12 protein-coding genes are annotated in these 12,579 nt (G+C 68.1%); 2 read left to right on the top strand and 10 right to left on the bottom strand.

Going from position 1 to position 12,579, the window contains the following annotated elements; genetic code table 11:
• Positions 1 to 16: 16 nt before the first annotated feature.
• Complete coding sequence (gene rph, locus ACOZBP_RS07405; protein WP_422675759.1) at positions 17 to 733, top strand: ribonuclease PH; 717 nt, start codon at positions 17 to 19, stop codon at positions 731 to 733.
• An 81-nt stretch (positions 734 to 814) separates the two neighbouring features.
• A complete protein-coding gene (locus tag ACOZBP_RS07400) occupies positions 815 to 1,270 on the top strand; it encodes a hypothetical protein (protein WP_422675758.1) in 456 nt (151 codons plus the stop codon).
• On the opposite strand, the gene ACOZBP_RS07395 is transcribed toward ACOZBP_RS07400, so the two are convergent.
• The 10 genes from ACOZBP_RS07395 to ACOZBP_RS07350 all read right to left on the bottom strand — a co-directional run bounded on the left by ACOZBP_RS07395 (position 1,267) and on the right by ACOZBP_RS07350 (position 12,573).
• Entirely contained in the window at positions 1,267 to 2,394 is a 1,128-nt protein-coding gene (locus ACOZBP_RS07395) for a dipeptidase (RefSeq protein ID WP_422675757.1), read from the bottom strand. The two genes, ACOZBP_RS07400 and ACOZBP_RS07395, sit on opposite strands and share 4 nt — an antisense overlap.
• A gap of 65 nt (positions 2,395 to 2,459) precedes the next feature.
• Positions 2,460 to 2,990: a MarR family winged helix-turn-helix transcriptional regulator gene (locus ACOZBP_RS07390; protein WP_422675756.1), complete on the bottom strand. Its 531-nt coding sequence runs from the start codon at positions 2,988 to 2,990 to the stop codon at positions 2,460 to 2,462.
• 88 nt (positions 2,991 to 3,078) lie between these two features.
• Complete coding sequence (gene pnp, locus ACOZBP_RS07385) at positions 3,079 to 5,313, bottom strand: polyribonucleotide nucleotidyltransferase (protein ID WP_422675755.1); 2,235 nt, start codon at positions 5,311 to 5,313, stop codon at positions 3,079 to 3,081.
• A 299-nt stretch (positions 5,314 to 5,612) separates the two neighbouring features.
• Positions 5,613 to 5,882 carry a 30S ribosomal protein S15 gene (rpsO, locus tag ACOZBP_RS07380; RefSeq protein ID WP_422675754.1) on the bottom strand — a complete coding sequence of 90 codons (270 nt, stop codon included), beginning with the start codon at positions 5,880 to 5,882 and terminating at the stop codon, positions 5,613 to 5,615.
• A 47-nt stretch (positions 5,883 to 5,929) separates the two neighbouring features.
• Positions 5,930 to 6,862, bottom strand: coding sequence for a tRNA pseudouridine(55) synthase TruB (truB, locus tag ACOZBP_RS07375; RefSeq protein ID WP_422675753.1), 933 nt, complete (start codon positions 6,860 to 6,862; stop codon positions 5,930 to 5,932).
• Positions 6,862 to 7,320: a 30S ribosome-binding factor RbfA gene (gene rbfA, locus ACOZBP_RS07370; RefSeq protein WP_422675752.1), complete on the bottom strand. Its 459-nt coding sequence runs from the start codon at positions 7,318 to 7,320 to the stop codon at positions 6,862 to 6,864. The genes truB and rbfA overlap by 1 nt, the downstream gene beginning before the upstream one ends.
• A gap of 63 nt (positions 7,321 to 7,383) precedes the next feature.
• Complete coding sequence (locus tag ACOZBP_RS07365; RefSeq protein ID WP_422675751.1) at positions 7,384 to 8,076, bottom strand: DUF2459 domain-containing protein; 693 nt, start codon at positions 8,074 to 8,076, stop codon at positions 7,384 to 7,386.
• A 5-nt stretch (positions 8,077 to 8,081) separates the two neighbouring features.
• Positions 8,082 to 8,606 carry a hypothetical protein gene (locus tag ACOZBP_RS07360; protein WP_422675750.1) on the bottom strand — a complete coding sequence of 175 codons (525 nt, stop codon included), beginning with the start codon at positions 8,604 to 8,606 and terminating at the stop codon, positions 8,082 to 8,084.
• A gap of 147 nt (positions 8,607 to 8,753) precedes the next feature.
• On the bottom strand, positions 8,754 to 11,789 hold the full coding sequence (infB, locus tag ACOZBP_RS07355; RefSeq protein WP_422675749.1) for a translation initiation factor IF-2: 3,036 nt from the start codon (positions 11,787 to 11,789) through the stop codon (positions 8,754 to 8,756).
• 79 nt (positions 11,790 to 11,868) lie between these two features.
• Positions 11,869 to 12,573: an RNA-binding protein gene (locus tag ACOZBP_RS07350; protein WP_422675748.1), complete on the bottom strand. Its 705-nt coding sequence runs from the start codon at positions 12,571 to 12,573 to the stop codon at positions 11,869 to 11,871.
• Positions 12,574 to 12,579: the final 6 nt, after the last annotated feature.

The raw sequence follows: 12,579 nt of genomic DNA, 5'->3' as shown, positions 1-12,579 counted from the left end.
GTTCCAAGGAAATCCCATGCGCCCGTCTGAACGCACCCCCGAACAACTCCGCGCCGTCACGCTGGAAACCGGCGTCAACCGCTACGCGGAGGGCTCGTGCCTGGTCTCGTTCGGCCACACCAAGGTCCTGTGCACCGCCTCCATCGAGGAAAAGGTGCCGGGCTGGATGCGCAACACCGGCCAGGGCTGGGTAACGGCCGAATACGGCATGCTGCCCCGCGCCACCCACACGCGCGGTCGTCGTGAAGCCGCCGCCGGCAAGCAGTCGGGCCGCACCCAGGAAATCCAGCGCCTGATCGGCCGTTCTCTCCGCGCTGTGGTGGACCTGAAGGCGCTCGGCGAGCGTCAGGTCCTGATCGACTGCGACGTCATCCAGGCCGACGGCGGCACCCGCACAGCCTCGATCACGGGCGCCTGGGTCGCCATGTCGGCGGCCCTCAACTATCTGACCGACGAGGGCGTGCTGAAGACCAACCCCGTCCTTGATCAGGTGGCGGCCGTATCCTGCGGCATCTTCAACGACCTGCCGGTGCTGGACCTCGACTATGAGGAAGACTCCACCGCCGAGGCCGACAGCAACTTCGTCCTGACCGGCGCCGGCGGCATCGTCGAAATCCAGGCCACGGGCGAGAAGCGCGGCTTCAGCCGGCCCGAGTTCGACCGCCTGTTCCAACTTGCCGAGATCGGCTGCGCCGACCTGTTCGCCCTGCAACGCGCGGCGCTCGGCAAGTAGGCCGGGACGCTAACCAAGGACTAGGCCGCGAGGGCCGATCAAGGCATGGTGGGGCCTTCTGCGAACGGAGACCCCCGCCCCATGCCCCCCATGAAGCGCCCCGCCCTCGCCGCCTCCCTTCTGGCCCTGTCGCTCGCTCTGGCCGGGTGCGGCCAGCCGCAGCCTGCCCCCGCCGATACCTCGAGCGCAGGCGCCGACGCCAAGTTGTCGCAAGAGCCGATCGACGCTGTGCCCTACACGGCCGAGCCGACGCCGGCGCCCGCCCCGGCCGCGCCGCCCAAGCCCAAGACCGAACTCAAGCCAGAGCCTGTCGTCTCCGAACCCGCCGCCGAACCTGCGGGCGAGCCTGGCTCCTGCCTTGCCGAGATCGGCGAGGCCCGCGCAAAACGTCTGGTCGAACGCTGCATCCAGGTCAGCCCCGCCACCCGCCCGCCCTGCAACGTCGCCAACCCCTGCGCCATGATCCAGGGCGAGATCGACCGATCCTGCGCCATGTACGGCCCGGACGAGACCAAGCCGAAGGAATGCGCGGCCTAAGCTCGCCAGGTCTCGGAGAAGACCCGCTGGAAGTTGGCGCCGAGCACTTTTTCAACGACCCGCACGGGCTGGCCACGCTCCAGCAGGGCGCGGGCGATGACCGCGGGCCGGTCGGCCCTGTTCAGGCCGGTGACGAACGGCGGACGACCTTCGCCGGGCGCGGACACCCCGGCGGCCTTGCGGGCGGCGATCGAGGCGTCCCATTCGGCCATGCTCTCGGGCGAGGTGTCGAACGGGGTCAGAATGGCGTCGCTGCCGATGCCGACATGATCCTCGCCGCACACCGACAGGGCGTGCAGCATGTGGGCCATGTAGTCGTCCAGCGACTGCTGTTCGGGGCCGGCGCTGATGTAGCTGAGCCCATAGATGCCGACCACGCCGCCGCTTTCGGCCACGGCGCGCAGCACAGCGTCGCTCTTGTTGCGGGGATGGGCGTAGGCCGAGTGGCAACCGGCGTGGGTGATGGCGACCGGGCGGGTCGAGGCGGCCACGGCCTCCAGGCTGGAACGTTCGTCGGCATGGCTGAGGTCCAGCGTCACGCCGCAGGCGTTCATGCGGCCGACCGCCTCATGTCCCAGGGGGGTCAGACCGGCCGAGGGCTGAGGCGCCATGACGCCTGAAGCGAAGGGCGAGACGCCATTGTAGCCCAGTTGCATGACCCGCACGCCCAGGGCGCTGAAGTGGTCGATATTGGCCGGCTTGCCGTCCAACATGCCTGCGTCCTCGAAAGAATAGATGACGCCGACCCGTCGGGTTCGCTTGGCGACCAGCAGGTCCTCGGCCGTCGCGATCTTCATGTAGACGTCCGGGCTGAGCGCGATCGCCTTGTCGAAGGCGGCGATGTCGCTGTTGACCGCATCGAACTCGCCGGACGATCCGCCGATGCTCATCTTGAAGGCGGTCAGGCCCGAGCTTAGCACCTGATCCGCCGTGGCGCGGTCCAGCGGAGCCGCATCGTCGAACGGGCCGACCAGGTTGCCGTCGATGACCATGGCGCTGCGATAGAGGCGCGCGATCTCGTCATTCCCGGTTGGCGCTGCCTGCGCGGCGCGCGCGACGCTGGGCGCAAGCGCCACAGCAGCGGAGGCCGCAAGGAAGGCGCGTCGGTGGGTGGTCCAGGTCATGAAGCTCGCCTCATTCACACGCGGTTCGTCCGCAACGAGAAATATGTAGGCAGCTACATAGTTCGTCAACTTCTGTTGGAAGAACGGCCGTCAATGCGCTCGCTGATGCGCTCGAACATGGATTTTCGCGCAAGGGCGTCGTCGAGCCGGTCGAGCAGCGCCACGACATTGCCGGCCTCTTCGTTGAGCTCCGCCGCTGCAGCGTTGAAGGCCTCCCACAGCGGCGTCAGCCGTTCGACCAGGGCGTCGCCGGCCGGGGTCAGGGACAGGGTGCGTCGCCGAGCGTCGACCGGGTCGGGGGCCGAGCGGATGATCCCCGCCTTTTGCAACGAGCGGCACGACTGGCTGACCGAGACGTGGGTGATCTGCAAGGCCGCTGCGATCTCGCCGACCGTGGTGGGCCCCTTGAGGATCATCTGGTTCAGCACGCCGAACCAGCGCTGTTCGAACACCACGCCCCGAGCGGCGTAGATGCGCGTGCCGTCGCTGTCGATCCGCTCCGACAGGCGGCGAAGTCGCGCGCCCAGGGCCTGACCGCCCTTGCCCCGGCTGTAGTCGTCCGATCCGGCGTCTCGCCCGTCTTCATCCTGCGTCATGCGCCACAGATACCGGCAGAACCGTCAAACGACAAAGGCCCCGCTGTTTCCAGCGGGGCCTTCTTCAGTTCAACCGTAAGGTCGAGGCCTAGTCGCGACGGCGACGGCCGCGGTCGCCGCCGTTGCGGTCGCCTTCACGCTTGGGACGGCCGCCGGTGTCGTCCGACAGAGCCGGCTCACCGCGTTCAGCGCGCTCGGCGTTGATCTTGTCGGTGATGTCTTCGCCGGTTTCCTGATCGACGACCTTCATCGACAGCTTGGTCTTGCCGCGATCATCGAAGCCCAGGAACTTGACCTTGACCTCCTGGCCTTCCGACAGCACGTCGGCCGGGTTGGCGACGCGTTCCAGAGCGATCTGGGACACGTGGACCAGGCCGTCCTTGGCGCCGAAGAAGTTCACGAAGGCGCCGAAGTCGACGACCTTCACGACCTTGCCGGAGTAGATCATGCCCAGCTCGGGTTCCGAGGCGATGGACTGGATCCAGGCCTTGGCGGCGTCGATCTTCTCCTGGTCGTTGGCGGCGACCTTGATGGTGCCGTCATCGCCGATGTCGATCTTGGCGCCGGTCTTCTCGACGATCTCGCGGATGACCTTGCCGCCCGAACCGATCACTTCACGGATCTTGTCGACCGGGATCTTGATGGTTTCGATCTTGGGCGCGTGCTCGCCCAGCTCGGCGCGCGGCGCGTCCATGGCCTTCGACATTTCGTCGAGGATGTGGAGGCGGCCGGCCGAGGCCTGCGTCAGGGCCTGTTCCATGATCTCCTTGGTGATGCCGGCGACCTTGATGTCCATCTGAAGGCTGGTGATGCCTTCCGAGGTGCCCGCGACCTTGAAGTCCATGTCGCCCAGGTGATCTTCGTCGCCCAGGATGTCGGACAGGATGGCGAACTCGCCCGACGGCTCCAGGATCAGACCCATGGCGATGCCCGAGACCGGACGGATCAGCGGCACGCCGGCGTCCATCAGAGCCAGCGACGAACCGCAGACCGTGGCCATCGAGGACGAGCCGTTGGACTCGGTGATCTCGGAGACCAGACGGATGGTGTAGGGGAAGTCTTCCTTGGTCGGCAGCATCGGACGGATCGCGCGCCAGGCCAGCTTGCCGTGACCGATTTCGCGACGGCCGGGCGAACCCATGCGGCCCGCTTCACCCACCGAATAGGGGGGGAAGTTGTAGTGCAGCAGGAAGGATTCCTTGTACGTGCCCGACAGGCTGTCGATGTACTGCTCGTCCTCGCCGGTGCCGAGCGTGGCGACGACCAGGGCCTGGGTTTCGCCGCGCGTGAACAGCGACGAACCGTGGGTGCGCGGCAGGACGCCGACTTCCGAGACGATGGCGCGGACCTTGTCGAGGGCGCGGCCGTCGACGCGGTGGGCGTTCTCGATGATGTCGCGACGCAGGACGTCGGCTTCGCATTCCTTGAAGGCGGCCGAGAACTTGGACGAGTCAACGCCCTCGGGGTTCTCGTCGGTCTTCACCAGCTTGGCGGCGGCGGTCTTCTTGGCCGCGTCGACGCCCGAGCGGCGCTCATACTTGCCCGGGTGGGCATAGGCGGACTTGATGTCCTCGCCGACCAGCGACTTGATCGAGGCGACGACGTCGGAGTGGTCTTCAGCCTGGAAGTCGAAGGGCTCCTTGGCGGCGTGTTCGGCCAGTTCGATGATGGCGTCGATGACCGGCTGCATGCCCGCATGCGCGAACATCAGGGCCTCGAGCATCTTCTCTTCCGACAGCTCCTTGGCTTCGGATTCGACCATCATCAGGGCGTCTTGCGTACCGGCGACGACCAGGTCGAGCGTGGAATCAGCCAGGGTGTCGATGGCGGGGTTCAGCACCAGCTCGCCGTCGATCAGGCCGACGCGCGCGGCGCCGATCGGACCCATGAAGGGCACGCCCGAGATGGTCAGGGCGGCCGAGGCGGCGACCATGCCGACGATGTCCGGGTCGTTCTCCATATCGTGCTGCAGCACGGTGATGACGACCTGGGTCTCGTTCTTGAAGCCCTTGACGAACAGGGGGCGGATCGGACGGTCGATCAGGCGCGAGACCAGGGTCTCTTTCTCTGACGGACGACCTTCACGCTTGAAGTAGCCGCCCGGGATCTTGCCGGCGGCGAACGTCTTTTCCTGATAGTTGACGGTCAGGGGGAAGAAGTCCAGGCCCGGCTTGGGCTGGCGGCCATAGACGACGGTGGCCAGAACCACGGTCTCGCCGTAGGTCGCCAGAACGGCGCCGTCAGCCTGACGGGCGATGCGGCCGGTTTCCAGCGTCAGCGGGCGGCCGGCCCACTCGATCGTCTTGCGTTTGATATCGAACATTTTTCTTCTTTCAGATCCCGGCGGGCGTATTCCCGGCGGGGGCGGAGCGGCAGGCTTTATCGTCCCACGGTTCCCGATGAACCCGGCGGCGCTTCGCGGCCGGGCGGGTGGAGTGAGGACCGCCTTCATGGCCCTCGCGTCTGCGCCGTTTCAAGACCTGCGGCGCGCAGGAAGCTCGTTGGTCCGAGCGCTTCTCGAAGCGGACCGCGTCCGCCTCGGAAAAGGCTCTTAGGTGCGGAACGAGGCGCGGACGTGTCCGCCCGCGCCTCGAGAAATCTATCCGCTGCCGGTCGGCCGCCTTAGCGACGCAGGCCCAGCTTGGCGATCAGGGCGGTGTAACGCTCACGATCAACCTTGGTCAGGTGGTCAAGAAGACGACGACGCTGCGAGACCATCTTGAGCAGGCCGCGACGCGAGTGGTTGTCCTTCTTGTGGGTCTTGAAGTGCTCGGTCAGGTTGGCGATGCGTTCCGAAAGGATCGCGACCTGAACCTCGGCCGAGCCGGTGTCTGCAGCCGAACGGGCGTTGTCAGCGATGACTTCGCCCTTGCGTTGAGCCGTAATCGACATCGAGAGTCTCCATGTTGGAGCCCTGTCGCGCCGCTCGAAAACGAGCGCTAGGGGAGATTGAAAACACGGTCGGGTTCTAGCCGTCCGGCCCGCATGGTGCAGAGTGCGACGAGGGTCTCTCCCACGAAGGCCGACACCGTGCGCGAACCGGCTGAAAGCTGGCTCTTCAAGGTCTCAACCTGACGGGGGAGCAGAACGATCGGCCGTCCCTGCCTCAGCGAGAAGGCGTCCTGTTCCGTGACGGCCAGATCCGGGATGTCGTCCAGAGCGGTCGAAACGGGCAGCAAGCCTTCCAAGGCGGCGCCCTTATGCGCCAGATCGACGAGAAAATCCAGAGTGACGGCGTTCTCGGTCGAGAACGGCCCCACCCGCTCGCGCCGCAGGGCCGAAACATGCCCCTCGGCGCCCAGCATGGCGGCCAGGTCGCGCGCCAGCGAGCGGACATAGACGCCCTTGCCCGTGCGCATGGTGATTTCGACGTGGTCGGCGTCCGGGGCGTCGGTCACCGCCGCCTCGTGGATGGTCACCTTGCGGGCTTCCAGCTCGAACTCGGCCCCGTCTCGGGCCAGGTCATAGGCGCGCTCGCCATTGACGCGGATGGCCGAGAACTGCGGCGGAACCTGATCGATCTCGCCGACGAAGCTCGGCAGGGCCGCCTTGACCGCCTCGACCGAGGGCCGCACGTCCGAGCGGCCGATGATCTCGCCCTCGCGGTCGATGCTGTCGGTGGAGATGCCCCAGTGGATGGTGAAGCGATAGACCTTCTCGGCCTCCATCATGAAGGGGACGGTCTTGGTCGCCTCGCCGAGCGCAATGGGCAGGACGCCCGAGGCCAGAGGGTCAAGCGTCCCGGCGTGACCCGCCTTCTGGGCGCCGAACAGGCGACGGACCTTGGTCACCGCCTCGGTCGAGCCCATCTCATAGGCCTTGTCGAGGCAGACCCAGCCGTTGACGATCTCGCCCTTCTTGCGGCGCGCCATCAAGCTTGGCCTTCGTCGTCGCTTTCCGGACGTTCCAGATCGGCGCGTATGCGCGGATCGTTCATCAGACGATCCATATAGTTGGCCGCGTCGAAGCTCTCATCGTGGCGGAACTTCAGATCCGGGGTGAATTTCATGTCGATGTGCCGGCCCAGCTGGCCGCGCAGGAATTTGGCGTGGGTGTTCAGCGCCTTGATGATCACCGACTCCTGGCCCGCCGTCTCGGCGCTTTCCACGCCGGCGCCCAGGGGCTCGACGAAACAGGTGGCGTGCCTCAGGTCGGGCGACAGCCGCACCTCGGTCACGGTGATCGACACGCCGGCCAAGGCCTCGTCGTGGATGCCGTGCTCGCGCAGGACGTCGACCAGGGCGTGACGGATCAGCTCGCCGGCGCGCAGCTGGCGCTGCGAAGGCCCCTGGGGACCGGTGGCGTTGCGGGTATGTTGTTTGCGGCTCATGGCGCGCCTCCCTTGTTCGCTCGCCGGGGATCGGACGCCGGCTGAAAAAGCGAAGGGCGCGGTCTAGTCGCGGACGGGCTTCAAGTCCAGCTTGGCCGCATGACCCGCCGTCCGCATGACCTCGCCCGAAGTCACCGTTCGGAAGGGCCGGATCGGCAGGCCCGCCGCTGACAGAAGCTCCGCCGTCCAGTGATTGCACAGATGGCCGATCCAGAAGGTTTCGCGGCTGGCGAAGAAACGGGCGTCGTCGCCGGGTCGCGCCGCCGCCGGGGCCGGACGCCCCGCTTCATCGGTCATCAGCGAGGCCTGCACCCGCGCCCGCAGGGCCGCCATGCCCGCCAATGACAGCATCAGCGCCTGGCGGTCCTCTGGCCTGAATCGCCTTGTCGGGTCTGCAGCCTGGGGGTCCATCATGACGACCGAGGCGTTGCCGGGCTTGAAGAAGGCCCGCGCCCCGTCAAGCAGCCGCCCCTGGATCGGGCTCTGATCGACATAGAAGCTCGCGTCGCCCCAACCGATCAGGACCCAGTCGCCCGGCGCCAGGGTGGTCAGGGCCTCCGCCAACGGCCCTCCTCCTTCCATCAAGGCCGCGCGCGGCGCGGCCAGATCCGTGTGGAAGCCATTGTCGAGCAGATAGACCGTCACGCTCGCCTGGTCAGGTCTGGCCGGATAGAGGGCGGGATCGCCCGGTCGGGTCAGGGTCCCCAGGGCGGCGATCAGGCCGATCAGGGCCGCGATCAGAAACCGGCCGGGCATTCCGGTCAGTTGGGGCCGTAGGCCACGGGCGCATCCCGCGCCGGCCCGGGGCCGGCCTGGGTCGCCCATTCCCCGCGATAGTCGTAGTTCAGTTGCACGCAGTGGCGATACTGGCCGTCGCTCCAGCGCCCGACCGCCTGCATGGTCATGGGCCGCCCGGCCTTGACGCGACCGATCACCAGCCAGGTTTCGTCGGCGCCGGGGCAGAGGGCGCGGGCCAGGCCGCGACCGTCGCCCTCCTGCACGATGGAATAGACGCCGCTCTCGCTGGCGCCCGCCGGCAGGGCGCGGCGCACGGCGTCGGGACCGCCGCGCTCGAACCTGGCCGACCCGCGCGAGGTGCTGGAAAACAGGTTGCGGACCGCCACGGCGCCGAACAGGCCGCGCTCGATCTCCAGGGTCACGCCGCGCGTCAGGGCCTGGGTCGTGCGGTCGCGGGCGTCAAAGGCCAGAAAGCGGGTGTCGGCGGCCGCCGTTCCCGCCACGGCGGATGCGGCGACAAGGGTCGAGATCAGAAGTTGGCGGCGCATGGCGACCCTCTATGAACGCCCCCCGGCGACGACGCGACCCTAGAACCCCGCGCGCCCCAGGTGAAGCCTTCTCGCCGTCGCGCCCAAGACAAAGGGCGCGGCCCCTTTCGAGACCGCGCCCTGATGCTTTCGTCAGTCCAGCATCCCCTAGTCGAGGGTGCGCTTGACCTCTTCGACGGTGAAGCACTCGATGTAGTCGCCTTCCTTGATGTCCTGGAAGCCCTGGAACTGCATGCCGCACTCCTGGCCCGACGGGACTTCGTTGACCTCGTCCTTGAAGCGCTTGAGCGTGTTGAGCACGCCCAGTTCCAGCACCACCACGTCGTCGCGGATGATGCGGACGCGCGCGCCCTTGCGGACCACGCCTTCGGCGACACGGCAACCGGCGATCTTGCCGACCTTGGTGATGTCGAAGACCTGCAGCACCTTGGCGTTGCCGAGGAAGGTTTCGCGCTGGAGCGGCGGCAGCATGCCCGAGAGCACGCCCTTCATGTCGTCCAGCAGGTCGTAGATGATCGAGTAGTAGCGGATCTCGACGCCTTCACGCTCGGCCAGATCGCGCGCCTGCTTGGACGCCCGAACGTTGAAGCCGAGGATCGGCGCCCCGGCCGACTTGGCCAGGTTGACGTCGCTTTCGGTGATGCCGCCGGCGCCCGAGTAGATGGTGCGGGCGCGGACCTCGTCGTTGCCCATCTTCTCCAGCGAACCGACGATGGCCTCGGCCGAGCCCTGAACGTCGGCCTTGATGAGGACCGGCAGTTCGTTGACCTTCTTGGACTGCAGCTTCGACATCATGTCGACCAGCGAGGCCGAACCCCCCGAAACCTGATTCTTCTCGCGGCGCGCACGCTCGCGATACTCGGTCAGTTCACGAGCGCGGGCTTCGCTTTCGACGACGGCGAAGACATCACCCGGCGACGGCGCTTCCGACAGGCCGAGGATTTCGACCGGAACGGAGGGACCGGCTTCGGTCAGTTGGGCGTTGCGTTCGTCCAGCAGCGCGCGCGCCTTGCCCCAGGCGGAGCCGGCCACGACGATGTCGCCGCGCTTCAGCGTGCCGCGCTTGACCAGGACGGTGGCCACCGGGCCGCGACCCTTGTCCAGCTTGGCCTCGATGACCACGCCTTCGGCCGAACGGTCCGGGTTGGCCCGCAGGTCCATGACCTCGGCCTGGACCAGAATGGCGTCGAGCAGACCCTGGAGGTTGATGCGGTTCTTGGCCGACACCTCGATGATCTGGGTTTCGCCGCCCAGGCTTTCCGCGATGACTTCGTGCTGCAGCAGCTCGTTGACGATCTTCAGCGAGTTGGCGTCGGGCTTGTCGATCTTGTTGACCGCGACGATCAGGGGGGCACCGGCCGCACGGGCGTGACGGATGGCTTCGATCGTCTGCGGCATGACGCCGTCGTCGGCCGCCACGACCAGAACCACGATGTCGGTGACGTTGGCGCCGCGCGCCCGCATCGCCGAGAAGGCGGCGTGGCCCGGGGTGTCGAGGAAGGTGACCCGCTGGCCGTCTTCCAGACGCACCTGATAGGCGCCGATGTGCTGGGTGATGCCGCCGGCTTCGCCGCCGGCGACGTCCGTGGTGCGCAGGGCGTCAAGCAGCGAGGTCTTGCCGTGGTCGACGTGACCCATGATGGCCACGACCGGCGGACGCAGGGCGGTGGCGCCCTCGTCGTCGGCCTCGGCGATGAAGCCGGTTTCGACGTCGGATTCCGACACGCGCTTGACCGTCATGCCGAACTCGTCGGCCACCAGCTCGGCAGTATCCGAGTCGATGACGTCGTTGATCTTCATCATCAGGCCCTGACGCATCAGGAACTTGATGATGTCGACGCCGCGGACGGCCATCCGGTTGGACAGTTCCTGCACGGTGATGACGTCGGGGACGACGACTTCACGGGCGGTGCGCGGCGCGTCGGTGGACCCGCCCTTGCGCTTTTCCTTCTCGCGTTCACGAGCCCGGCGGACCGAGGCCAGCGAGCGCATGCGCTCGGCGGTGTCGCCGTCGCCGGCGACCGACTGGATGGTCAAGCGGCCTTCGCGGCGCTTGGGTTCGCCGCGGGTGCGCGACACGGCCTTGCCGGCGTCGGAGAAACGCTTGTCGCGGTCATCCTCGGGACGGATCGGACGGCCGAAGCCGGTCGTCGGCGCGCGGCTGGGACGCGCCACGTCGGGCGTGGCCGGGGGCGCGTTCGGGGCGGGACGACCGCCGGGACCGGTGCGCGCAGCGCCCGGACGGGCGGCGCCGGGCGCCGGTTTCGGGTTCAGCGCCGAATAGCGGACGGTCTGGCTGGCGGCCGGACGGCCGCCCTGCGGACGATCGCCCTGGGGGCGAGCGCCTTGCGGACGGTCCGAGACCTGGGGCCGGTCGGACGCGGGGCGTTCGCCCTCGCCCATGGCCTGTTCACGGGCCGAACGGCCGCCGAAGGCGGGACGCTCGATCGGCGCGCGGCCGGTCGGAATCTTGGGCGTGCGCTGGCCGAAGTTGACCACCGGACGCGCCGGCGGGGCCGGACGCGGAGCCGGAGCGGCCGGCGCCGGGGCGGGTGCTGGCGTCGGGGCGGCCACGAGCGGCTTCGGCAGTTCCACCTTGGGCAGTTCCACCTTGGGCGGAACAGGCTTGGCCGAAGCGGCGGGCGGCGCGGCGGCCGTCAGCTTGGAAGCCTCGGCGCGGGCGGCGTCAGCAGCGGCCTGTGCGGCGGCGGCTTCGGCGCGAGCGGCGTTGGCGGCCTTCTCGGCGGCGGCGGCCTGATCGCGTTGAGCGGCTTCGCGGGCGGCCTTCTCGGCGTCGGCGGCGCGGGCCCGCTCGGCTTGCGCCTGCGTGGCCAGGGCGATGGCGCGGCGACGCGCCTCCTGTTCCTCGATCGACAGCCCGCCGCCGGCGGGACCGCCGCGGGGCGCGTTCGATCGCGGCGCGTTGGCGCCGCCCTGATCAGCACGCGGACGTGAGACGTCGAAGCCCTGCGGACGTTGATGTCCGGGAACTGCGCCGGCGCGGCGCTTCGTCTCGACGACCACGGTCTTGGATCGGCCGTGGCTGAAGCTCTGCTTCACGGTGCCGGTCGAGACCGATCCCGCGGCGCGCGGCTTCAGGCTCAGCGGAGCGCGCGGCCCCGTTTGAGAAGGCGCGTCTGCGGAGGTCTTGCCGTCTTCGGTCTTGTCGTTTTCGTCGCTCATCCGGTCGCTTTACTCGGGGCGGAGAATTCCGCCGTCGTCTCGTCAAACACCCATAGCCGGGCGTGGTCCCGCTTCCTTGTCAGGAAACAGGTCCTCGCCCGCCAAAAGCCTCAGGCTCTCGTTCCGGGGTCTCGCCCCGGTCGTCCCCAGCGCCGTCGCCGGGGCCAACCCGGCGCCAGCTCTCCGGACGGAGAGGTCGAAATCCCGCCAGTCGCTCGACCTCTACGGTCCAGCGATCAGCTCGCCCGCCCTTCAGCAGGACGGCGTGTATCGCATTTTCCAGCCCAAGGGCCAAACTCAAATCGTCCGCCGTGAAAGCACCGCAGATTTTGGGCGCCGGGGACGGGTGTTTCGCCAGGGCCAGAAGCTTGCCACGGCCGTCCGCCGCGCCGTCCGACGCCTCGACGACCCAGGCCGCCCGACCGCCACGAATGGCGGCGGCGCTCTTTTCGAAGCCAGAGATAAGCACGCCTTCGCGTCGGGCAAGACCCAACTGGTCGAGACAGCGCCGAACCAGCAGCTTTTCGACCATGTCGGCCAGGTCCGCCGCCGGTTTCAGCGGCGCCTTGGCCGAACGGGCGAACAGGTTTTTCTTCACCGCCGTCTCGATCGAGGCGCGGTCGGCCGCGACCCAGAGACCGCGGCCGGGCAGTTTGCGTGCGAGATCGGGGGCCACCGAGCCGTCCGGCGCCGGCACGAAGCGGATCAGGCGAGATTCATCGAGAACCTGGCGGGTCACCAGGTCCTGACGGTCTCTATCGATCAGCGCCTCGTTCGGGTTCATGGACAG

This window comes from Brevundimonas sp. NPDC058933 (assembly GCF_049315965.1).
In the GTDB taxonomy this organism is placed as follows: Bacteria; Pseudomonadota; Alphaproteobacteria; order Caulobacterales; family Caulobacteraceae; genus Brevundimonas.
The sequence above is the reverse complement of the archived record's forward strand: the minus strand, read 5'-3'. Positions and strand labels throughout refer to the sequence as shown.